The organism is Streptomyces sp. cmx-18-6, assembly GCF_046548915.1.
GTDB lineage: Bacteria > Actinomycetota > Actinomycetes > Streptomycetales > Streptomycetaceae > Streptomyces.
Genome location: NZ_JAEBEP010000001.1, coordinates 1,120,735 through 1,141,784, shown reverse-complemented (window position 1 = coordinate 1,141,784; position 21,050 = coordinate 1,120,735). Strand labels below are relative to the sequence as shown.

General features: G+C 70.7%; 17 protein-coding genes and 2 rRNA genes. 11 read left to right on the top strand and 8 right to left on the bottom strand.

What is annotated here, in order from left to right; genetic code table 11:
- Positions 1-104: ribosomal RNA gene (locus tag ACLJPL_RS05060) — 23S ribosomal RNA — on the top strand; the annotation flags it as partial.
- Between the two features lie 78 nt (positions 105-182).
- Positions 183-299, top strand: a 5S ribosomal RNA gene (gene rrf / locus ACLJPL_RS05055).
- 218 nt (positions 300-517) lie between these two features.
- Here rrf and ACLJPL_RS05050 read toward each other — a convergent pair.
- From ACLJPL_RS05050 to ACLJPL_RS05030, 5 genes are read right to left on the bottom strand one after another with little or no spacing between them, the layout of a single operon-like run.
- Positions 518-1,831: a DUF58 domain-containing protein gene (locus tag ACLJPL_RS05050; RefSeq protein ID WP_411079413.1), complete on the bottom strand. Its 1,314-nt coding sequence runs from the start codon at positions 1,829-1,831 to the stop codon at positions 518-520.
- 10 nt (positions 1,832-1,841) lie between these two features.
- Positions 1,842-2,870, bottom strand: coding sequence for an AAA family ATPase (locus ACLJPL_RS05045; RefSeq protein WP_411079412.1), 1,029 nt, complete (start codon positions 2,868-2,870; stop codon positions 1,842-1,844).
- Complete coding sequence (locus tag ACLJPL_RS05040) at positions 2,867-4,111, bottom strand: DUF4350 domain-containing protein (RefSeq protein WP_411079411.1); 1,245 nt, start codon at positions 4,109-4,111, stop codon at positions 2,867-2,869. The genes ACLJPL_RS05045 and ACLJPL_RS05040 overlap by 4 nt, the downstream gene beginning before the upstream one ends.
- Positions 4,108-4,797 (bottom strand): DUF4129 domain-containing protein, encoded by a 690-nt coding sequence (locus ACLJPL_RS05035; protein WP_411079410.1) that lies wholly within the window; start codon positions 4,795-4,797, stop codon positions 4,108-4,110. Before ACLJPL_RS05035 ends, ACLJPL_RS05040 begins: the two co-directional genes overlap by 4 nt.
- A gap of 4 nt (positions 4,798-4,801) precedes the next feature.
- Positions 4,802-6,007 carry a hypothetical protein gene (locus ACLJPL_RS05030; protein ID WP_411079409.1) on the bottom strand — a complete coding sequence of 402 codons (1,206 nt, stop codon included), beginning with the start codon at positions 6,005-6,007 and terminating at the stop codon, positions 4,802-4,804.
- A gap of 140 nt (positions 6,008-6,147) precedes the next feature.
- Here ACLJPL_RS05030 and mtnA point away from each other — a divergent pair, with 140 nt between their 5' ends.
- From mtnA to ACLJPL_RS04995, 7 genes are all read left to right on the top strand, one after another.
- Positions 6,148-7,290 carry an S-methyl-5-thioribose-1-phosphate isomerase gene (mtnA, locus tag ACLJPL_RS05025; RefSeq protein WP_411079408.1) on the top strand — a complete coding sequence of 381 codons (1,143 nt, stop codon included), beginning with the start codon at positions 6,148-6,150 and terminating at the stop codon, positions 7,288-7,290.
- Positions 7,291-7,294: 4 nt separating this feature from the next.
- On the top strand, positions 7,295-7,984 hold the full coding sequence (mtrA, locus tag ACLJPL_RS05020; protein ID WP_007448372.1) for a two-component system response regulator MtrA: 690 nt from the start codon (positions 7,295-7,297) through the stop codon (positions 7,982-7,984).
- 1 nt (position 7,985) lies between these two features.
- Positions 7,986-10,019, top strand: a complete 2,034-nt coding sequence (gene mtrB, locus ACLJPL_RS05015; protein WP_411079407.1) for an MtrAB system histidine kinase MtrB — start codon at positions 7,986-7,988, stop codon at positions 10,017-10,019.
- 28 nt (positions 10,020-10,047) lie between these two features.
- A complete protein-coding gene (locus ACLJPL_RS05010) occupies positions 10,048-11,883 on the top strand; it encodes an LpqB family beta-propeller domain-containing protein (protein ID WP_411079471.1) in 1,836 nt (611 codons plus the stop codon).
- Between the two features lie 111 nt (positions 11,884-11,994).
- Complete coding sequence (locus tag ACLJPL_RS05005; RefSeq protein ID WP_411079406.1) at positions 11,995-12,723, top strand: ComF family protein; 729 nt, start codon at positions 11,995-11,997, stop codon at positions 12,721-12,723.
- A 330-nt stretch (positions 12,724-13,053) separates the two neighbouring features.
- Positions 13,054-13,743, top strand: coding sequence for a ribosome hibernation-promoting factor, HPF/YfiA family (hpf, locus tag ACLJPL_RS05000; RefSeq protein ID WP_411079405.1), 690 nt, complete (start codon positions 13,054-13,056; stop codon positions 13,741-13,743).
- A gap of 183 nt (positions 13,744-13,926) precedes the next feature.
- Complete coding sequence (locus ACLJPL_RS04995; RefSeq protein ID WP_411079404.1) at positions 13,927-14,679, top strand: response regulator; 753 nt, start codon at positions 13,927-13,929, stop codon at positions 14,677-14,679.
- A gap of 18 nt (positions 14,680-14,697) precedes the next feature.
- Here ACLJPL_RS04995 and ACLJPL_RS04990 read toward each other — a convergent pair whose 3' ends face one another.
- Positions 14,698-15,885 carry a winged helix-turn-helix domain-containing protein gene (locus ACLJPL_RS04990; protein WP_411079403.1) on the bottom strand — a complete coding sequence of 396 codons (1,188 nt, stop codon included), beginning with the start codon at positions 15,883-15,885 and terminating at the stop codon, positions 14,698-14,700.
- A 90-nt stretch (positions 15,886-15,975) separates the two neighbouring features.
- The gene (locus ACLJPL_RS04985) at positions 15,976-16,605 is read right to left on the bottom strand and encodes a GNAT family N-acetyltransferase (RefSeq protein ID WP_411079402.1); all 630 of its coding nucleotides are present in this window, start codon (positions 16,603-16,605) and stop codon (positions 15,976-15,978) included.
- Positions 16,606-16,845: 240 nt separating this feature from the next.
- On the opposite strand from ACLJPL_RS04985, the gene secA reads away from it, so the two are divergent.
- On the top strand, positions 16,846-19,671 hold the full coding sequence (gene secA, locus ACLJPL_RS04980) for a preprotein translocase subunit SecA (RefSeq protein WP_411079401.1): 2,826 nt from the start codon (positions 16,846-16,848) through the stop codon (positions 19,669-19,671).
- Between the two features lie 116 nt (positions 19,672-19,787).
- Here secA and ACLJPL_RS04975 read toward each other — a convergent pair whose 3' ends face one another.
- A complete protein-coding gene (locus tag ACLJPL_RS04975; protein WP_411079400.1) occupies positions 19,788-20,222 on the bottom strand; it encodes an Rv3235 family protein in 435 nt (144 codons plus the stop codon).
- Between the two features lie 276 nt (positions 20,223-20,498).
- Here ACLJPL_RS04975 and ACLJPL_RS04970 point away from each other — a divergent pair, with 276 nt between their 5' ends.
- Complete coding sequence (locus ACLJPL_RS04970) at positions 20,499-21,005, top strand: DUF6912 family protein (protein WP_411079399.1); 507 nt, start codon at positions 20,499-20,501, stop codon at positions 21,003-21,005.
- The last annotated feature ends 45 nt before the right edge of the window (positions 21,006-21,050 follow it).

The window sequence follows — 21,050 nt, the reverse complement described above, 5'->3', positions numbered from 1 at the left end:
TGATTGGTTAAGGCTCCCAGTAGACGACTGGGTTGATAGGCCAGATGTGGAAGCCCGGTAACGGGTGGAGCTGACTGGTACTAATAGGCCGAGGGCTTGTCCTCAGTTGCTCGCGTCCACTGTGTTGGTTCTGAAATAATGAACGGCTGTGTTCACACCGGTTGTTTGTAGTTTCATAGTGTTTCGGTGGTCATTGCGTTAGGGAAACGCCCGGTTACATTCCGAACCCGGAAGCTAAGCCTTTCAGCGCCGATGGTACTGCAGGGGGGACCCTGTGGGAGAGTAGGACGCCGCCGAACAATTTTTCCGGGAAAGCCCCGCACCGTATGGTGCGGGGCTTTTCTGCGTTTACTGGCCCATGATGTTCACGGACACATGATTCAGTTGCTTGGGGACAGCGATAGCGGTGGGCAATGTGCGGGTGCGGCAAGGTTCATCGCTCACCGCGACTCATGGAAACCGTGAAGGTCTGTCCACGGGAAGTGTCGTCCACGGGCAAGAGCACCGCCCTCAGACCTCAGAGGCGGCCGCCGGCCTTGAGCGCCAAGTAGGCATCCGCGAGTGCGGGGGCCAGATGGTCCGGGGCGGCGTCCACGACGACGACACCGTGGCGTCGGAGTTTCTCCGCCGTGTCGCGTCGTTCAGCCTGAGCTTGAGTGCCGGCGGCAGCGTCGTACACCGCGTCCACCGACCCACGGCCCTTCGCCATGTCCTCGATCCGAGGGTCGGAGACCGCTGCCAGCAGCACCGTATGGCGTTGGGTGAGCTGGGGGAGGAGAGGGAGGAGCCCTTCCTCGATGGGAGCGGCCTCCAGGGTCGTCAGGAGAACGATCAGCGAGCCGCGGGGGGCGTCGGACAGGGCTGCGGTGCTGAGCCCTCGTGCGTCCGTCTCGACGAGCTCCGGTTCCAGAGACGCCAGGGTGTTGACGACCGTCGCCAGGACGTCGCCTGCCGCGGTCCGGCCTTGAACCCGGGCTCGAACGCGGCGATCGTACGCGAGGAGGTTCACGCGGTCGCCTGCTCGCGTTGCGAGTGCGGTGAGCAGAAGAGTGGCGTCCATGGCCGCGTCCAGGCGCGGGACGTCGCCCACCCGGCCCGCAGACGTGCGGCCGGTGTCGAGAACGATCAGGATGTGCCGGTCGCGCTCGGGACGCCACGTCCGGACGGCTACGGCCGACTGGCGTGCCGTTGCCCGCCAGTCGATGGAGCGGGTGTCGTCCCCCGGTACGTACGCCCGCAGGCTGTCGAACTCCGTTCCCTCACCACGTGTCAGAACGCTGGTGCGGCCGTCGAGTTCCCTCAGCCGGGCGAGCCGGGACGGCAGGTGCTTCCGGCTGGTGAACGGAGGGAGGACCCGCACGGTCCAGGGAACGAGGTGATGGCCCTGCCGCGCGGCGAGACCGAGCGGACCGTATGAGCGGACCGTGACGCGCTCGGCCTGGCGGTCGCCGCGGCGGGTCGGACGCAGCAGGGTGGTGAGGCGTCGCCGTTCGCCGGGCGGAATCGTCAGCGTGTGGCGCGACGCGGCCTGTTCGGTGCCTGTGGCCCAACTGCTGGGTGGCCAGGCGTCGCGCAGCTGGGCGCGGAGGCGCCGTCGCGAGCTGTTGGTCACGGTCAGTTGCACCTCTGCCGCGTCACCAAGTCGAACAGATGTGTCGCCGGATCGAGTGAATCGGAGCGTTCGCACTGGCGCTGCCAGGGCGTAGTCGCACAGAATCGCTAGTGAGAGCGGGGCGTTGACCGCGAGCATCCCGGTCCAGCTCGGGGCGAGGATGCCTACGGGGAGTGATCCCAGCGCGGCCAGCAGTGCGGTACGTCCGGTGAGGGCCATGGTCACCGCCTCATCGGGGTACGGGGACGTGGGCGAGCACCGAGGTGATGACGGAGTCGGGGGTGACACCCTCCATTTCCGCCTCGGGCCGCAGGTGAATGCGATGACGGAGCGTGGGGAGGGCCAAGGCTTTCACGTCGTCCGGGATGACGTAGTCCCGGCCGGTGAGCCAGGCCCAGGCGCGAGCGGTGGCGAGCAGTGCGGTGGCGCCTCGGGGGGAGACGCCAAGGGCGAGCGAGGGGGATTCGCGCGTGGCACGACAGATATCCACGACATAGCCTGCTATCTCGGGGGAGACGGTCGTCTTGGCGACGGCTGAGCGTGCCGCCTCCAGGTCTGCCGGTCCCGCGACGGGCCGGATGCCGACGGCCTTGAGGTCACGGGGGTTGAAGCCGTCGGCGTGACGGGTCAGGACGTTGATCTCGTCCTGCCGGGAGGGGAGAGGGACCGTCAGTTTGAGCAGGAAGCGGTCAAGTTGGGCTTCCGGGAGCGGGTAGGTGCCCTCGTACTCGACGGGGTTCTGGGTGGCGGCGACGAGGAACGGGTCGGGCAGCGGGCGGGGCGTGCCGTCGACGGTGACCTGACGCTCCTCCATGGCTTCCAGGAGGGATGCCTGCGTCTTGGGAGGGGTGCGGTTGATCTCGTCGGCGAGCAGCAGATTGGTGAAGACCGGGCCGGGCTGGAAGGAGAACTCTGCGGTCCGGGCGTCGTAGACGAGTGAGCCCGTCACGTCGCTCGGCATCAGGTCGGGGGTGAACTGGACGCGCTTGGTGTCCAGTTCGAGAGAGGCGGCGAGGGCTCGGACCAAGAGGGTCTTGGCGACGCCGGGAACGCCCTCGAGGAGCACGTGGCCTCGGCAGAGCAGCGCGACGACGAGTCCGGTGACGGCCGGGTCCTGGCCGACGACGGCCTTGGCGATCTCGGAGCGCAGTGCCTCCAGGGACGCGCGGGCGCGGTCGGTGGGCTCCTCGGCTGCGGGAGCCACAGGGGCCACGGGGGCCGCTGTCGGCTCGGCCGGCTCGGGGGTCGGGGCGCTCATGAAGTGCGTACCTCTCTTTCGAGGGCGTCGAGTTGCTCGGCCAGGAGGACAAGGGCCGCGTCATTGGCGGGGGCCGGGCCGAAGAGCAGGGTGCTCAGGTCGTTGCCTGTGGTGGTGATGCGGGCGGACACAGCAGGAAGGAGAACACCGGAGACATGCGCTTCGCGGGCGGGTACGTCGGTGAGGCGGGCGATGCGGGTCCGGGCGGCTGTTCGGAGCGAGTCCGCTGCCCGGTCGCGGGCGTTGGCCTTGCGGTAGAGCCCGGCGCGGCCTTCGGCGGTTTCGGATGCGCGGATGGACACGGGCAGCCGTTCCGTGACCAGGGGGCCCAGTCGGCGGGCGCGCCAGATCGCGGCGAGGGCTGCGGCGAGGGTGAGTTGCAGCGTTCCCCAGAGCCAGCCGGAGGGGACCAGGTCGAGGAAGGTGCTCTCCTGGCCGGGGCCTTCCTCGTCGCTGCCTCCGCCGTGGTCATCACCGTCGGAAATGCCGTCATCGCTGGTGGCGGATGGATCAGCCAGAGAGGGGAGGTACCAGACGAGATGTGGGCGCGAACCGAGGAGTTGCAGGGCGAGCGAGGCGTTTCCCTGCTTGTCGAGGCGTTCGTTGTGGAGGAAGTCGGGCGAGCCGAGGAGGACGGTGTCGCCGTTCTGCCGGGTATCGAGGACCAACAGGCTGGAGAGGCCGTCGCTCGGGTAGCAGGCGGTGGCGGTGGTGCCTGGTGCCGTGTAGCGGATGCCGCCCATGTCCGCTGTTCCGGCGTTGCGGGCGGCGGCCAGCTCGCACGACGGGGAGAGCGCGCGTACCGGGCGGTGGGGTTTGGCGCGTACGCCGGGGGCCAGTCTGGTGACGACCACGGGGCCCGGCGCTATCAGGAGGGTCCGGCCGCCGGAGTCCGCGGTCGCCCGGTGGAGCCGGCGCTGTTGCGGTGCGCTGAGGAGATTGGGGCCGGCGACCAGGAGCGTGGTGTCGGGTCCCGCCGCGGTGGTGGCTTCGTCCAGGGTCGTGGCGACGGTGACGGATATCCCGCGCGCCTTGAGGAGCTCGGCCGTGGCGCGGCTGCCCTTCGGGTCGGCGGAGCGGGGGTCGAGCTGGCCGTAGTCGGCTCCGGAGCGGACGGCGGCGAAGGCGACGCCCCCGATCACGAGGATGAGCAGGGCGATCAGGAGCCCTCGGGACCGGGCCCAGACCTGGCGCGGGGTGCGGGCCGTCGAGGTGGGGGAGGGGGCGGTGGCCGTGATCATCCGGCGGCTCCTCGGGAGGCGCCGGGCAGCACGGGCTTCGCGTCGTCGAGCTCGTCGTCCAGGGCGCGCAGGGCCAGATATGTGGGTTGGCCCGCGGTGCGGCCGCCGTATGTGACGTCGTCGAAGTCCCGGGCTGCGGAGCGCAGCCGGGTGGCCTGGTTGGGCAGGGTGCGGCCCGCTTCCGCTGCGGCTTCGTCGGCGGTCCGGCCGGGGCGGGGGTCGAGCAAGGCGCGTTCCTCCAGTGAGCGGACGATGGCGCGCATGCGTTCCTGGACGGCTTCGGTCCAGCGGAGAGCGGCGGCGTGCGCGTCGGCCGCGGCGCGGTGCTGGGCGGCGCTGCGGGGACCGTCGCTCTCGAAGAGGGCGTCCGCGGGACGGGAGGAGCGTTGCGGGGTGCCGAGCCGCCACCAGAGGGCGACGGCGAGCCCGATGACGACGAGCCCGAGGACGACCAGTCCGATAGGACCGCCGGGGGCGGCCCCCGCGGCGGCGTCGAACACGCCGGCGACCCAGTCCCAGAACTGGTTCAGGCCGCGTTCGAGGAAGTTCGGATCGTTCTCGTGGTACATCGGCTTGGACAGCTCGCTCTCGGCCGCTTCCCGGGCGGGGACGCGTGGAGTGTCCACGGGTGTGTCGCCCGCGCCGATGACGTGCCGTGCCGCTGTGGCGCCCCCCGCCCCCGACACCCCATCAGCTCCTGGGGGTGTCGTGGCCGGGCAGGCCCGCGGCCCGTGCGAGGTCGAGGTCGAGGGCCTCGCGACGGATGCGCTGGTCCACGTAGAGCAGGGCCATCACGCCTGCGAGGAAGGGGTAGACCAGCGTCGAGACGATCACATCGCCGATGCCCGTGACGATCAGGAAGGGCCAGCCGGGCGAAGGCGGGCTGCTGCTGAGGAAGTCGCTCACGGCGACTCCGTCGACGGCGATCGCGATGACCGTGAAGGGAATGGCGATGAGGAGGACCAGCAGCAGGACGAGCAGGTAGGTCAGTGCCAGGATCCCGAAGGTGCGCCACCAGGCGCCGCGGACCAGCTTCGCCGACCGGCGCAGCGCGGCGATCACGCCCTGCCGTTCCAGCATCAGGGCGGGGGCGGCGAGGACGAAGCTGACCTGCAGCCAGAGGACCACGACGCAGGCGGCGGCGAAGCCGACGAAGGCGAGCGCCGCCCCGGCCGTGGAGCCCAGGAGCACTCCGGGCAGGATGCCGACGATCATGATGGCCGTGAGGGCCAGGGCCAGCAGCAGGGTGAGCCCGATCAGCGGGAGAACGCGCGGGCGGGCTTCGGCCCAGGCTGCGGAGAGTGTGACGGGGCGGCCCAGTACGGAGCGGCTGATCACCACGGTGACGATCGACGCGGTGAACAGTGTGGCGATCATCGTGAGGAGAGAGGTCGGAGCGAGCGAGAGCAGCGTCGTCCGGGCGGATTCGGAGGTCTGGCGAAGGGCCTCGGTTCCGGTGGCGTTCGGGTCGACGGTGGTCGGCTTCGGCAGGAGGTAGTGCTGCAGGAGCGTGACGGCGACCTGGACGATCACGGAGACCGCGAGGCTGAAGCCGAGTGCGGTGCGCCAGTGCGCGCGCAGGGCCGAGACGGAGCCGTCGAGGATTTCGCCGAGGCCCAGGGGCCGCAGCGGGATGATGCCGGGCTTGGCCGCCGGTGGGGGGCCGCCCCAGCCCGGTCGCTGCGGGCTGCCGCCCCAGCCCGGGGCGGGCGGGGGTGTTCCGGGGCCGTTCGTGGGGTGGCTCGGCGGGGACCACTGCCCGGGAGGCGGCTGCGCGGGAGCCCACTGCCCCGTCGCCCCGCTTCCGTCCTGGGGCTCGGAGGGGCGGGGTATGGCCGCCTCCTGGCCGTTGGAGGGGGCAGATCCGGGCGACGCCCAGCCCGGAGAGTCGTTCATTCTCGCTCCTTCACCGTCCTGACCGCTCATCGGGGCGGCAGGTTGGCAGCCATCGTGCCACGCGCCGGTGCGGGGTGGACCAGGAGCTCTCTGTCCTTTGCGCCTTCAGTTGCGGGCGGACCACCGGGCAGACTGGGCAGATGGCTGATCAGGACGCGCAATCGCCGGTGGGCAGCGAGCCCCCCGCCCTCTCCGTACTCCGTTGGGACGAGCTTCCGGAAGGTCCCGTGCTGGTGCTCCTCGACCAGACGCGGCTGCCCGCGGAGGAGGTCGAGCTGGTGTGCACGGATGTGCCCGCGCTGGTGCGGGCGATCCGGACGCTGGCGGTACGAGGGGCTCCGCTGCTCGGCATCGCCGGGGGGTACGGGGTGGCGCTCGCGGCGGCACGGGGCTACGACGTGGCGGAGGCCACGGGCCTGCTGGAGCGGGCGCGGCCCACCGCCGTGAACCTCGGTTACGGAGTACGACGGGTGGCGGCGGCCTACGGGGCGGCCGCCGGGAAGGGCGCGGGGGGCGAGGCGGCCGCTGCGGCGGCGCTGGCCGAGGCGCGGGCCCTGCACGAGGAGGACGCCCGGGCCAGCAGGCGCATGGCGGAGCACGGGGTGAGGCTGCTGGAGGAGCTGACGCCGGGCGGCGGCTATCAGCTGCTGACCCACTGCAACACGGGGGCGCTGGTCTCCGGCGGGGAGGGGACGGCGTTCGCGGTGGCTCTGCGGGCGCACCGGCAGGGGCGGCTGCGGCGGCTGTGGGTGGACGAGACCCGGCCGCTGCTCCAGGGGGCGAGGCTGACGGCGTTCGAGGCGGCGCGCGGCGGGATGGCGTACAGCGTGCTCACGGACGGTGCGGCGGGCTCGCTGTTCGCCGCGGGTGAGGTGGATGCCGTACTCATTGGGGCGGACCGCATTGCCGCAGACGGCTCGGTGGCCAACAAAGTGGGGAGTTATCCGTTGGCTGTGCTCGCGAAGTACCACCATGTGCCCTTCATCGTCGTGGCGCCGACGACGACCGTGGACATGGCGACCGCGGAAGGCACATCGATCATCGTCGAGCAGCGTTCCGGGCGAGAAGTGACGGAGATCACATCTCCGCAGCTCGTGTCGGACGGCGAGAGGGGCGGGATGGTCGTCGCACCCCTCGGGGCCCCGGCGTACAACCCGGCCTTCGACATCACGCCGCCCGAGTTGATCACGGCGATCGTCACCGAGGAGGGTGTGATTTCCCCGGTCACGGGGGTCGGACTGGCGGAGCTGTGTGCCAGGTCATCGCAGGTAACGATTAGCTAATGGGATGATGTCGATTATGAAGGGACGCGTCCTTGTCGTCGACGACGACACCGCACTGGCCGAGATGCTCGGGATTGTGCTGCGTGGAGAAGGTTTCGAGCCGTCGTTCGTAGCGGACGGCGACAAGGCACTGGCCGCATTTCGTGAGGCCAAGCCGGACCTGGTGCTGCTCGACCTCATGCTGCCCGGAAGGGACGGCATCGAGGTGTGCAGGCTGATCAGGGCCGAGTCCGGGGTGCCGATCGTCATGCTCACTGCCAAGAGCGACACCGTCGATGTCGTGGTCGGCCTGGAATCAGGTGCCGACGACTACATCGTCAAGCCGTTCAAACCTAAGGAGTTGGTCGCCCGGATCAGGGCACGCCTGCGGCGGTCCGAAGAGCCCGCGCCGGAGCAGTTGACCATCGGTGACCTGGTCATCGACGTGGCCGGTCACTCCGTGAAGCGGGAGGGGCAGTCCATCGCCCTGACTCCGCTGGAGTTCGACCTGCTGGTCGCGCTCGCCCGTAAGCCGTGGCAGGTCTTCACCCGTGAGGTCCTGCTGGAGCAGGTCTGGGGTTACCGCCACGCGGCCGACACCCGACTGGTGAACGTGCACGTCCAGCGGCTGCGTTCCAAGGTCGAGAAGGACCCCGAGCGCCCGGAGATCGTCGTGACCGTCCGAGGGGTCGGTTACAAGGCCGGACCGAGCTGACATGGCCGAAGGCAGCGCTGCTCCGAAGCCCGGGGAGCCGGGAGTCCGTGCGGGGCGGGCTGCCGGTCCGGGACGGAAGGCTTCGCGCATGAGCCGTTTCCTGCGGGGCGGCCGGTTGTTCCAGGGCCGGACGCCCGGCGGGCCCGTACCGCGTCTGCTGATGCGGTGGGTGCGCCGTCCGCTGCTGCCCGCCGTGCGGTTGTGGCGGCGCAACCTGCAGCTCCGCGTCGTCGCGGGCACCCTGCTCATGTCGATGGCCGTGGTGCTGCTGCTCGGCTTCGTCGTGATCGGGCAGGTCCGCAACGGGCTGCTCGACGCGAAGAGCAAGGCCGCCCAGACCCAGGCCGCCGGCGGGTTCGCCGCCGCCCAGGAGAAGGCGAACGCCTCACTGGCCCCGGGCGGGCAGGGCAGCGACGGCTCCGACGGCCTGACCGCCAACACCTCCTGGCGCACCGAGCTCGTCGACCAGCTCGCCAGCGGCGGCAAGAACGCCTTCAACGTGGTCGCGCTCAGCGCGGACTCGGTGAACGACGGCGCGAGCAGCCGTGCGCCGCGCGGCTCCGGCAGCGTCGAGGCGTCCAGCGTGCCCGAGCGCCTGCGCCAGGACGTGGGCAAGGGGCAGGGGGCGTTCCAGACGTACTCCTTGATCCGGTACTCGTACGGCAAGGAGTCGCAGCCCGGCCTCGTCGTCGGCAAGCGGCTCTACGACGTCGATCAGCACCCCTACGAGCTGTATTACCTCTTCCCGCTCACGCAGGAGGAGAAGTCCCTGACCCTGGTCAGAACGACCCTGGCGACCGCCGGGCTGTTCGTCGTCGTGCTGCTCGGAGCCATCGCCTGGTTCGTGGTGCGGCAGGTCGTCACACCGGTGCGGATGGCGGCCGGCATCGCTGAGCGGCTCTCCGCCGGCAAGCTCCAGGAACGCATGAAGGTCACCGGCGAGGACGACATCGCCCGGCTCGGTGAAGCCTTCAACAAGATGGCGCAGAACCTTCAGCTGAAGATCCAGCAGTTGGAGGAGCTCTCCCGGATGCAGCGGCGCTTCGTCTCCGACGTCTCGCACGAGCTGAGGACCCCGCTCACGACCGTACGGATGGCCGCCGACGTCATCCATGAAGCGCGCGCCGACTTCGATCCCATCACCGCGCGCTCGGCCGAACTGCTCGGCGACCAGCTCGACCGCTTCGAGTCGCTGCTCTCGGACCTGCTGGAGATCAGCCGGTTCGACGCGGGGGCCGCGGCGCTGGAGGCCGAGCCGATAGACCTGCGGACCGTGGTGCACCGGGTGATCGGCGGCGCCGAACCGCTCGCGGAGCGCAAGGGCAGCCGGATCCTGGTCGTCGGCGACGACCAGCCGGTGATAGCCGAGGCCGATGCCCGGCGCGTCGAGCGAGTGCTGCGCAACCTCGTGGTCAACGCCGTCGAGCACGGTGAGGGCCGGGACGTGATCGTGCGGATGGGCGTGGCCCAGGGGGCTGTGGCCGTGGCCGTACGGGATTACGGGGTCGGGCTCAAGCCCGGCGAGGCGACCCGGGTCTTCAACCGGTTCTGGCGTGCCGACCCGGCGCGCGCCCGGACGACCGGCGGCACCGGGCTCGGGCTCTCCATCGCCGTCGAGGACGCCCGGCTGCACGGCGGCTGGCTCCAGGCGTGGGGCGAGCCGGGCGGCGGGTCCCAGTTCCGGCTGACCCTGCCGCGTACGGCGGACGAGCCGCTGCGCGGGTCGCCCATACCGCTGGAGCCCGAGGACTCGCGGCGCAACCGGGAGGACCGGGAGCGTGAGGAGGCCGCGCCGGCGGACGAGCACCGGCTGAGGTCCGTACCGACCCAGTCGGGGGCGGCGCAGCGCCCGGCGCTGCCCGTGCCGGGCCGAGGGTCCACCGTTCCGCACCCGGCTCCCGCCTCGGTGCACCCGGCGGCGCTGCCCGGCAACGGCGCCCGCGTCGTGGCACGTCCGGCCCCGGAGCGCTCCGGCGGCGGCACAGGTTCGCAAGCGCGGAATTCCGACCAGGAGGACACCACTCGTGGGTACTGACCGCCGTCGTGGCGGCCACCGGCGCGGCGTGCGGACGACCGCGCTGCTCGGCTGCTGCGTCATCGTGCTCGCCGGGTGCGGATCGATGCCGGTGACCGGGGATGTGAAGGCGGTCGACGCCTCGCAGCCGGGAGATTCCCAGGTGCAGGTGTACGCCGTCGCGCCCCGTGAGGGCGCGGCGCCCAGCGAGATCGTCGACGGCTTCCTGGAGTCGATGACCAGTGACGATCCCGGTTTCCGGACCACGCGGAAGTATCTGAGCGCGGACGCCGCGCAGACGTGGCAGCCGAGCGAGGGCACCACGGTCCTCACCCAGGCGCCCAACCGCAGCGGGCCCCTGCTCCAGGACGAGGAGAACCAGGAAACCGAGACCGCCTACACGCTGACCGGCGAGAAGGTGGCGGCGGTCGACGCCCAGAGCTCCTACCAGCCGCTCGCGCCCACCGACTACTCCCAGATCCTGCACCTGGTGCGGGAGAAGGGGGCGGACGGCAAGCAGGAGTGGCGCATCGACATCGTGCCCGACGGCCTGGTGCTGGGACAGTCCGACTTCAAGCGGCTCTACCGCTCCGTGAACAAGTACTACTACGCCTCCGGGCAGGCGAACGGGCAGTCCACCCTTGTCGCCGACCCCGTCTACGTACGCAACCGCACCGATCCGGTCTCGCGCATGGACACGGCCACGCAGACGGTCCGGACGCTGCTGGAGGGGCCGACGAACTGGCTGCGGCCCGTCGTCGACTCCCGGTTCCCCACCGGGACGGCCCTGCGCAAGGGCGTCGTCGCGCTGGCGCCCGACGACCAGAACGTGCTGAAAGTGCCGCTCAACCGGAAGGCCGACAAGGCGAGCCGGGCAGCCTGCCGGATGATGGCCGCCCAGGTGCTCTTCACCCTCCGCGACCTGACCTCGGCGCGGGTCGAGCAGGTGGAGCTGGAGGGCGGGCGGGGCCGGCTGTGCGCGCTGGACGCGGACGAGGCGGCGGAGTTCTCCTCCGACAGCGGATCCGGCGGGCCGGACAGCCAGTACTTCATCGACGCCAAGGGCAAGGTGCAGCGGATTTCCGGCACCACCGAGGACAACGGCACCCCCGAGGTGGTGCTCGGCCCCCTCGGCACGGGCGCGGTGGCGATGGGCTCCCTCGGCGTGGCCCGGGACGAACTGCGGGCCGCCGCGGTCTCGGCGGACGGCCAGAACCTCTACGTGGCTCCCTTGAACGCGGACGGCGAGCTGGCCGCTCCCGTCGTGACCAGCAAGGCGAAGAAGACCGCCGACCGGCTGTCGCCGCCGAGCTGGGACGACCGCGGGGACCTGTGGATCGCCGACCGCGACCCGGCCGGACCGCGGTTGCTGCGCCTGGTCAAGGGCGAGGGCGAGCCGCAGGAGGTGCGTGTCCCGGGTCTGAACGGCGGGCACGTCAAGGAGCTGCGGATGTCGGCGGACGGGGTGCGGATCGCCCTGCTGGTGACGGAGGACGGGCATACGACGCTGAAGATCGGCCGGGTCGAACGACGGGGGTCCCAGGCGGCCCCCGAGATCTCGGTCGAGGACCTGCGCCAGGCCGCGCCGCAGCTCACGGACGTGACCGCCATCTCCTGGTCCGGCCGCAGCCGCCTCGTGGTGGTCGGCAAGGAGGCGGGGGGCGTCCAGCAGGTGCGGTACGTGCAGGCGGACGGTTCCACGCCGTCCTCCGGGGCCTCCGGGGTGCTGCCCGGGGTGAACCAGGTCCAGGCGGTCGCCGCCGCGGACGACGAACTGCTTCCGCTGATGGCGGAGACCGAGAGCGACGGCATCGTGAGGCTCTCGCCCGGGGACAACTGGCAGACGGTCCTGGAGGAAGGCACCTCGCTGGTCTACCCGGGCTGATCCGGGGCCTGTCCCGTCCGGGGGTTCCTCGTCGCCCCGTCCGGGCGCCCCCGTCCCGCAGGGTTTTCCACAGGGGTGGTCCTGCCCTCGGCGGCCGGGCACAGTGGATCCGTGCGGGATTGGTGGCGTGAGGTCTCCGGGCTGGTCCTGCCGGTGGCCTGTGCGGGCTGCGGCAGGCCGCGTACGGAGCTGTGCGCGCGGTGCGGGACCGCGCTGCACGGTGCGCCGCCCCGCCGTGTGCGGCCCTCTCCCCGGCCCCCGGGGCTTCCGGCGGTCCATGCGGCGGCGCCCTACGAGAACGCCGTACGTGCGGTACTGCTGGCCCACAAGGAGCGCGGGGTGCTCGGGCTCGCCGCGCCCCTCGGAAGGGCCCTGGCGGCCTCCGTACGGGCCGGGACGGGGCAGCCGGGAGCCGCGGGTCCCCTGTTGCTGGTGCCCGTCCCCTCCGCGCGGTCCGCGACCGCGGCGCGCGGCCATGACCCGGTGCGCCGGATCGCCCGGGCGGCGGCGGGGGAGCTGCGGCGCACCGGGACGCCGGCCCGGGTGCTCCCGGTGCTGCGGCAGACCCGCGCGGTCGCCGATCAATCGGGCCTCGGAGCGCGTCGGCGGCGGGCCAATCTCGACGGGGCCCTGGCGGCGGCCCGAGGAGGAGAACGGCTGCTCGCCCACGGGAGGGTGGTCCTGGTGGACGATCTGTTGACGACGGGATCGACGCTGGCCGAAGCGGCACGGGCCGTGGCCGAGGCGCTCGGAGCCGGCCGGGAATCCGCCGGGCGCGGAGTGTGCGCGGCGGCGGTCGTATCCGCTTCTCCATCCGCCTTCGAAATAAACCGGAACTGACCGATGACTCGCATCGTTGCAGGTAAGAAGAGGGCGTTGCCCCCTGAACGGAGGTACGTGCCAGTAGCGGGTGCCGACACCGTGGTGCGCAGGCTATGTTCAGTTGTGGGGAACGGTGAATGCCGGACCTCGATGAATGCACCATCAGCTTTCGGGCAGGTAACCCACCAGAGAGATCGTAAGCACTCGAGTCGGTGGGGTAGTGACCTCTCCGACGGGGGAGGAGGAGGCGAAAGTCACCGAGTCCGAGGCCCTGGTGATCGCCGGGGCCGGGTGCAAAAGGGAGATGCTCCGCCATCGAAGCGGGGCGATCCGGGAACGGAGTTCTGCGTGGACATCGTCGTCAAGGGCCGCAAGACCGAGGTGCCCGAGCGGTTCCGCAAGCACGTGGCCGAGAAGCTGAAGCTGGACAAGATCCAGAAGTTCGACGGCAAGGTGATCAGCCTCGACGTCGAGGTGTCCAAGGAGCCGAATCCCCGTCAGGCCGACCGTTCCGACCGGGTGGAGATCACACTCCGCTCGCGGGGTCCGGTCATCCGGGCGGAGGCGGCGGCGGGCGACCCTTACGCAGCGCTCGACCTGGCCACCGGAAAGCTGGAGGCCCGGCTGCGCAAGCAGCACGACAAGCGTTTCAGCCGCCGCGGCAACGGCCGTCTGTCTGCTGCCGAGGTCGGGGACGTGGTGCCGGGCGTCGCCTCGTTCGACGAGGACGGCGAGCTGGTCGGGGAGCAGCCGTCCGAGCCCGTGCCGACCACGAAGATCGGTTCGCTCGAGGTGCAGGGCGAAGGGCCGCTCGTGATGCGCGAGAAGACCCACACCGCCGCGCCCATGGCGCTCGACCAGGCGCTCTATGAGATGGAACTGGTCGGGCACGACTTCTACTTGTTCGTCGACGCCGAGACGAAGGAGCCCAGTGTCGTCTACCGGCGACACGCGTACGACTACGGCGTCATCCACCTGAGGACCGACCCGCTCGCCGCTGACGAGGCAGGCGGCGCGGGCGGCGCGCTCGGCGGCTGACACCACACCGTCCCGGTGCCCCTGGAGCGTTTTCACGCCACCGGGGGCACCTGTGTGCGAGCCGACGATCACCGCATGGACGCTCCGGCATGGAATCATGGCGGCCCAAGCCAATCGGCGGTCGGTGCAGTGCCGTTGGCGGACGACTGATGACTCAGGCCGTGGCCTTCAGGGGGAGGAACGATGGCGGACACCTTCGGGCCCGTGCGCGACGTGAATGATTCCGGTGACGACGGCGATCGCGCCGGCGGCGACACCGGCGGTGCGTCGCGCAAGGAGCCGATCCGGGTCCTCGTGGTCGACGACCACGCGCTGTTCCGCAGGGGCCTGGAGATCGTCCTCGCGCACGAGGAGGACATCCAGGTCGTCGGTGAGGCCGCAGACGGTTCGGAGGCGGTCGACAAGGCGGCCGACCTGCTGCCCGACATCATTCTGATGGATGTGCGGATGCCCAAACGCGGCGGCATCGAAGCCTGCACCGCCATCAAGGAAGTGGCCCCCAGCGCCAAGATCATCATGCTGACGATCAGCGACGAGGAAGCCGACCTCTACGACGCGATCAAGGCGGGCGCCACCGGATACCTCCTCAAGGAGATCTCCACCGACGAGGTGGCGACGGCCATTCGCGCCGTCGCTGACGGGCAGTCCCAGATCAGCCCTTCCATGGCCTCCAAGCTGCTCACCGAGTTCAAATCGATGATCCAGCGCACCGACGAGCGCCGGCTCGTCCCCGCGCCCCGGCTGACCGAACGGGAACTGGAAGTCCTCAAACTCGTGGCGACCGGTATGAACAACCGGGATATCGCCAAGGAGTTGTTCATTTCCGAGAACACGGTGAAGAACCACGTCCGCAATATCCTGGAGAAACTGCAGCTGCACTCCCGCATGGAGGCCGTGGTCTACGCGATGCGCGAGAAGATCCTCGAGATCAGGTAGGGGCCACGGCCCGTCGCCTCAGCGGCCGGCCCGTCGCAGCGCCCGGCCGATCTCGTCCCTGAGCGGGTCGCGCAGCTCCGGGGCGTCGATCCGCTCCAGCCGGACGTCCGTGCAGCCCACCCAGGACGCCGCCTCCACCAGGGCCTCGGCCATCGGGACCACCGCTTTCGGGCCGATCAGGGACGCCTGCCGGACGACCAGCGTGGCGCCCTCGCGCGCCGGGTCGACGCGGCCCTGGAGCTTCCCGCCCGCCAGCAGCGGCATCGCGAAATAGCCGTGGATCCGCTTCGGCTTGGGGACGTACGCCTCCAGCCGGTGCGTGAAGCCGAAGATCCGCTCCGTACGCGCCCGTTCCCAGACCAGGGAGTCGAACGGGGACAGCAGCGTCGTACGGTGGCGTCCGCGCGGCTCGGTGGCCAGAGCCTCCGGGTCCGCCCAGGCGGGCTTGGCCCAGCCCTCCACCGCGACCGGCACCAGACCCGAGTCCGCGACCACCGCGTCGAACTCCTCGCCCCGCAGCCGGTGGTAGTCCGCGATGTCGCTGCGGGTGCCGACCCCCAGCGACTTGCCGGCCAGCGCGACCAGCCGCCGCCGGCACTCGGCGTCGCTCAGGTCGTCGTGGAGCACGGCGTCCGGGACGGCCCGCTCGGCGAGGTCGTAGATCCGCTTCCAGCCGCGCCGCTCGGTGCACACCACCTCGCCGTACATCAGGGCCCGCTCGACGGCGACCTTGGAGGCCGACCAGTCCCACCACTCCCCGCCGTTCTTCGCGCCGCCGAGCTCCGTCGCGGTCAACGGGCCCTCGTCGCGCAACTGCTTGATCACCGTGTCGTACACGCCGTCCGGCAGATCGTGGTGCCAGTTGGGACGGGCCCGGTAGGCGCGGCGGCGGAACGCGAAGTGCGGCCACTCCTCGACGGGCAGGATGCACGCGGCGTGCGACCAGTACTCGAAGGAGCGGCCGCCCGACCAGTACGCCTCCTCCACCGTGCGCCGGCCCACCGCGCCGAGCCGGGCGTACGGGATCAGCTCGTGCGAGCGGGCCAGCACCGAGATGGTGTCCAGCTGGACGGCCCCGAGGTGGCGCAGCACCCCGGGCACCCCCGCCCGGCGGTCCGGGGCCCCCAGGAAGCCCTGGGCGCGCAGCGCTATGCGTCGGGCCTGGTCGGCGGAGAGTTCGACTGCGGGAGGAGGCACAGGCGTCATACGTCGAACCCTAGACCGCGCCACTGACAGCGGGGGGCCCGATCCTGCTCCCGCACCCCCTGACCGGTCGAGCCCGGTCCGGCCGCCGCCTCAGCGCGCGGAATCCGGGGCGTCTGCGGGCCGTCCGGCGTGCTCCCCGGGAAGAGCGGCGCTCCCGGGGAGGTACGGGTGGGCGCCGGGGAGCCCCAGGTCGGACGGGAGCAGGGCCGCCGTCCAGGCGTCGCGCCGCACGCCCTTGTTGAGCAGCCCGGACCGCTGCTCCCCCTCCAGCCGGAACCCCGCCCGCAGTGCGACGGCGCGGGAGGCCAGGTTGCCGGTCTCGGCCCGCCACTCCAGCCGGTCCGCCCCGAGTGAGGTGAAGGCCCAGCGGGCGGAGCCGAGCACCGCCTCGGTGACGTATCCGCGACCGCGGTGCTCCTTGGCGCCCCAGTAGCCGACCTCGTACGTCCCCGGCCGGCTGCGGCGGTCGATGCCGAGCGCCCCGACGAGCGTCCCGGTCTCCGGCAGCACCAGGGCGAAGCTGTAGGAGGAGTCGTCCCGCCAGCCCGCCGGGGCGAGCTTCGCGGTGAACAGCTCGGCGTCGGTGAGCCGGTACGGGGAGGGGATCACCGTCCAGCGCTGGATGTCCGGGTCCTGACAGGCCGCGTGCACCCGATAGGTGTCCTGCGGTGCGAACGGCCTCAGAAGAAGGCGTCGCGTGGCGAGAGTGATCGGCTCCATAGAGTGATTCTCGTGAGCGGGGACCCGCGATGCGAGCACTTTTCGGGCTTCCCGGCACCTTCCGCGCCTCTGGTCCGTTGTCCGTTGAGGGTGCGGCGAGGTCCACGCGGCGGCAGCCCTCCCGACGCGGTGGTGTCCTCGCTTACGATGGCCGTTGCGGTGGGGCCCACCTGCCGTGCCCGCGCCAGAGTCCATCAAACGACCCAGTGCCAGGCCCGACCGGCAAGGAGACCAGCCTCAGTGTCCGTCTTCAACAAGCTCATGCGTGCAGGCGAAGGCAAGATCCTGCGCAAACTGCACCGCATCGCGGACCAGGTCAGCTCCATCGAAGAGGACTTCGTCAACCTCTCCGACGCCGAGCTGCGGGCGCTCACCGACGAGTACAAGGAACGGTACGCGGACGGCGAGAGCCTGGACGACCTGCTTCCCGAAGCGTTCGCCACGGTCCGTGAGGCCGCCAAGCGCGTCCTCGGACAGCGTCACTACGACGTACAGATGATGGGCGGAGCCGCCCTGCACCTCGGCTATGTGGCCGAGATGAAGACCGGTGAGGGCAAGACCCTCGTCGGCACCCTGCCCTCGTATCTCAACGCCCTCTCGGGCAAGGGCGTGCACCTGATCACGGTCAACGACTACCTCGCCGAGCGTGACTCCGAGCTGACGGGACGCGTCCACAAGTTCCTGGGCCTGACCATCGGCTGCATCGTCTCCAACATGACCCCGGCCCAGCGCCGGGAGCAGTACGCCTGCGACATCACGTACGGCACGAACAACGAGTTCGGTTTCGACTACCTCCGCGACAACATGGCGTGGTCCAAGGACGAGCTCGTCCAGCGCGGCCACAACTTCGCCGTGGTCGACGAGGTCGACTCGATCCTGGTCGACGAGGCCCGTACGCCGTTGATCATCTCCGGCCCGGCCGACCAGGCCACCAAGTGGTACGGCGACTTCGCCAAGCTGGTCACGCGTCTCACCAAGGGTGAGCCGGGCAACCAGCTCAAGGGCATCGAGGAGACCGGCGACTACGAGGTCGACGAGAAGAAGCGGACCGTGGCCATCCACGAGACCGGTGTCGCCAAGGTCGAGGACTGGCTCGGCATCGACAACCTCTACGAGTCGGTCAACACCCCGCTCGTCGGCTACCTGAACAACGCCATCAAGGCCAAGGAACTGTTCAAGAAGGACAAGGACTACGTCGTCATCGACGGCGAAGTCATGATCGTCGACGAGCACACCGGCCGTATCCTCGCCGGCCGCCGCTACAACGAGGGCATGCACCAGGCGATCGAGGCGAAGGAAGGGGTGGACATCAAGGACGAGAACCAGACCCTCGCCACGATCACCCTGCAGAACTTCTTCCGCCTCTACGACAAGCTCTCCGGCATGACCGGTACGGCGATGACCGAGGCCGCCGAGTTCCACCAGATCTACAAGCTCGGCGTGGTGCCGATCCCGACGAACCGGCCGATGGTCCGGGCCGACCAGTCGGACCTGATCTACCGCACCGAGGTCGCCAAGTTCGCGGCCGTCGTCGACGACATCGCCGAGAAGCACGAGAAGGGCCAGCCGATCCTGGTCGGCACCACCTCGGTCGAGAAGTCCGAGTACCTCTCGCAGCAGCTCTCCAAGCGCGGTGTCCAGCACGAGGTCCTCAACGCCAAGCAGCACGACCGGGAGGCGACGATCGTCGCCCAGGCCGGTCGCAAGGGCGCGGTCACGGTCGCCACGAACATGGCCGGCCGAGGCACTGACATCAAGCTCGGCGGCAACCCCGACGACCTCGCCGAGGCGGAGCTGCGTCAGCGCGGCCTCGACCCGGTGGAGAACGTCGAGGAGTGGGCGGCCGCGCTGCCCGCCGCGCTGGAGGCGGCCGAGCTGGCCGTGAAGGCGGAGTTCGAAGAGGTCAAGGAGCTCGGCGGGCTGTACGTGCTGGGCACGGAGCGGCACGAGTCGCGCCGTATCGACAACCAGCTGCGCGGTCGTTCCGGCCGTCAGGGCGACCCGGGCGAGTCCCGCTTCTACCTGTCGCTGGGCGACGACCTGATGCGTCTGTTCAAGGCCCAGATGGTCGAGCGCGTCATGTCGATGGCGAACGTCCCGGACGACGTGCCGATCGAGAACAAGATGGTCACCCGTGCCATCGCCTCCGCCCAGTCGCAGGTCGAGCAGCAGAACTTCGAGACGCGTAAGAACGTCCTGAAGTACGACGAGGTGCTCAACCGGCAGCGCGAGGTCATCTACGGCGAGCGCCGTCGTGTCCTGGAGGGCGAGGACCTCCAGGACCAGATCCGGCACTTCATGGACGACACGATCGACGACTACATCCGGCAGGAGACCTCCGAGGGCTTCGCCGAGGAGTGGGACCTCGACCGGCTGTGGGGCGCCTTCAAGCAGCTCTACCCGGTGAAGGTCACCGTCGACGAGCTGGAGGACGCGGCCGGGGACCTGGCGGGCGTCACCGCCGAGTTCATCGCCGAGTCGGTCAAGACCGACATCCACGAGCAGTACGAGGAGCGTGAGAAGACGCTCGGCCCCGACATCATGCGTGAGCTGGAGCGGCGCGTGGTGCTCTCCGTGCTGGACCGCAAGTGGCGTGAGCACCTCTACGAGATGGACTATCTCCAGGAGGGCATCGGCCTGCGGGCCATGGCGCAGAAGGACCCGCTGGTCGAGTACCAGCGCGAGGGCTTCGACATGTTCAACGCCATGATGGAGGGCATCAAGGAGGAGTCCGTCGGCTACCTGTTCAACCTGGAGGTCCAGGTCGAGCAGCAGGTCGAGGAGGTTCCCGTGCAGGACGCGGCCGAGCGCACCTCCCTCTCCAAGGAGGACGCGCCCGCCACCGCGCGTCCGGAGATCCGGGCCAAGGGCCTGGAGGCCCCGCAGCGCCCCGACCGGCTGCACTTCTCCGCCCCCACGGTGGACGGGGAGGGCGGTGTCGTCGAGGGCGACTTCGCCAACGACCCTGACGGCGCGCGGGCCGGTTCCTCGGACGGCATGACGCGTGCGGAGCGCCGCAAGGCGCAGAAGAGCGGTGGCGGCGGCGGTCGCCGTCGTAAGAAGTAGCGTCGTAAGGAGTAGCACCGGGGCGGGGGGTCTCCTTCCCGCGGGAGCTTCTCCGTCGAGCGGTACGGCCGGGGCCGGACACCACCAGGTGTCCGGCCCCGGCCGCGTCGCGGGGGTCACCGGGGGCCTGGACGCCCGGCGGTGAGGCGTTCGCCGCCCAGCTCCACGGCCGCGCAGCGCCAGCGCTGGTCGGCGCCCTGTTCCAGGCGGAAGGCCATGGCCTGCACCCGGTCGCCCGCCGTGATGCTGGCGAACGCCTCGACCACGCCGGTGGCGGGCTGGGCGCCGTGGCAGTGGCGCAGGACGGGGCGGTGGCCCCGGGCGGCTCCGAGCGGGGTGCTGGGGGCCAGTTCGGCGAGCTGGTCGTAGGCGTCGCCGATGGTGTGGCCGAGCATCCAGTGGACCGGGCGCTGGCCGCTGAGGACCGCGAGCAGCCGTTCGGCGAACCACTGGTGGGGCCGCGGCGGGAGCCGCCGGGACCGCTGGTGAGGTACGGCCCCGGGCCTGCGCTGGTCGCGTCGGCCGGCGGGCCTCGTGCTGTCCGTGCTCATGTTCATCGCCCCCGTGAACCGGGCCCGGTGAATACCGGGCGGTAACTTTTGCTGGGGACCTTCTACGGGGACGGCCGACAACATCGCAAGGGCCTCCCGTACCCGGTCAGGGGCACGGGCGGATTCACCTATCCGGGTCATGGGCCTTGTGCCGCAAGGGCTGCCGCCGGGGTGACGGGGCGCTGCGGGTGGACGGAGGCCCCCGGTTGCCGAAACCCGAAAGGGGACGGCCCCCACGTATCCTGAAGACGTCTCCGACTACGAAAGCGGCCTGCCATGCGCGTGTACGTCCCCCTGACCCTCTCCGGTCTCGCAGCGGCACACGCGGCCGGCGAGGTCGGCCCGGGACCGCTGACGGCCTACGCGGTCACCCCCGGGCTGCGCGAGTGGTACGTCTCCGACGACATCGAGGAGCTGGAGTACGCGGCGCTCAGCCGGGCCGCCGCCGCCTCGCTCCGCCTGATCGCCGGCGACCCCGGCGAGGCCCGTCGCCGGATCGTCGTCGCCGTCGACGTGCCGGACGGGGCCGCCGTCGCCGACCCCGACCAGGCGCTGAGCGCCGCCTCGCTGGGCGAGGTGCGCATCGCCGCCGCGCTGCCGCTGGCCAAGGCCGCCGCGGTGCACGTGGACGCCGACGAGGCCGAGAAGGACGTGGCGGCCGCCGCGGCGGCCCTGGGGGCGGCGGACCTCGGGGACGACGACGCGCGGTTCACGGTGGACGGTGCGGAGGACCACGAGCTGCTCTGGTTCGGCGTGCAGGAGATTCCGCAGCTCATCGGCTAGCCCGGCCGGCTTCACCGGCCTGCGCTTCTGCGTTGTCATACCCGG

What these genes read in the sequence shown, in the direction of transcription:
- ACLJPL_RS05050 (WP_411079413.1), bottom strand. Translation starts at nt 1,831, where the DNA reads ATGGCCCTCACCGGACGTACCGCACTGCTGGCCGCGCTGGGATCACTC.
- ACLJPL_RS05045 (WP_411079412.1), bottom strand. Translation starts at nt 2,870, where the DNA reads ATGAGCGCCCCGACCCCCGAGCCGGCCGAGCCGACAGCGGCCCCCGTG.
- ACLJPL_RS05040 (WP_411079411.1), bottom strand. Translation starts at nt 4,111, where the DNA reads ATGATCACGGCCACCGCCCCCTCCCCCACCTCGACGGCCCGCACCCCG.
- ACLJPL_RS05030 (WP_411079409.1), bottom strand. Translation starts at nt 6,007, where the DNA reads ATGAACGACTCTCCGGGCTGGGCGTCGCCCGGATCTGCCCCCTCCAAC.
- mtnA (WP_411079408.1), top strand. Translation starts at nt 6,148, where the DNA reads ATGGCTGATCAGGACGCGCAATCGCCGGTGGGCAGCGAGCCCCCCGCC.
- mtrA (WP_007448372.1), top strand. Translation starts at nt 7,295, where the DNA reads ATGATGTCGATTATGAAGGGACGCGTCCTTGTCGTCGACGACGACACC.
- mtrB (WP_411079407.1), top strand. Translation starts at nt 7,986, where the DNA reads ATGGCCGAAGGCAGCGCTGCTCCGAAGCCCGGGGAGCCGGGAGTCCGT.
- ACLJPL_RS04995 (WP_411079404.1), top strand. Translation starts at nt 13,927, where the DNA reads ATGGCGGACACCTTCGGGCCCGTGCGCGACGTGAATGATTCCGGTGAC.
- ACLJPL_RS04990 (WP_411079403.1), bottom strand. Translation starts at nt 15,885, where the DNA reads ATGACGCCTGTGCCTCCTCCCGCAGTCGAACTCTCCGCCGACCAGGCC.
- ACLJPL_RS04985 (WP_411079402.1), bottom strand. Translation starts at nt 16,605, where the DNA reads ATGGAGCCGATCACTCTCGCCACGCGACGCCTTCTTCTGAGGCCGTTC.
- ACLJPL_RS04975 (WP_411079400.1), bottom strand. Translation starts at nt 20,222, where the DNA reads ATGAGCACGGACAGCACGAGGCCCGCCGGCCGACGCGACCAGCGCAGG.
- ACLJPL_RS04970 (WP_411079399.1), top strand. Translation starts at nt 20,499, where the DNA reads ATGCGCGTGTACGTCCCCCTGACCCTCTCCGGTCTCGCAGCGGCACAC.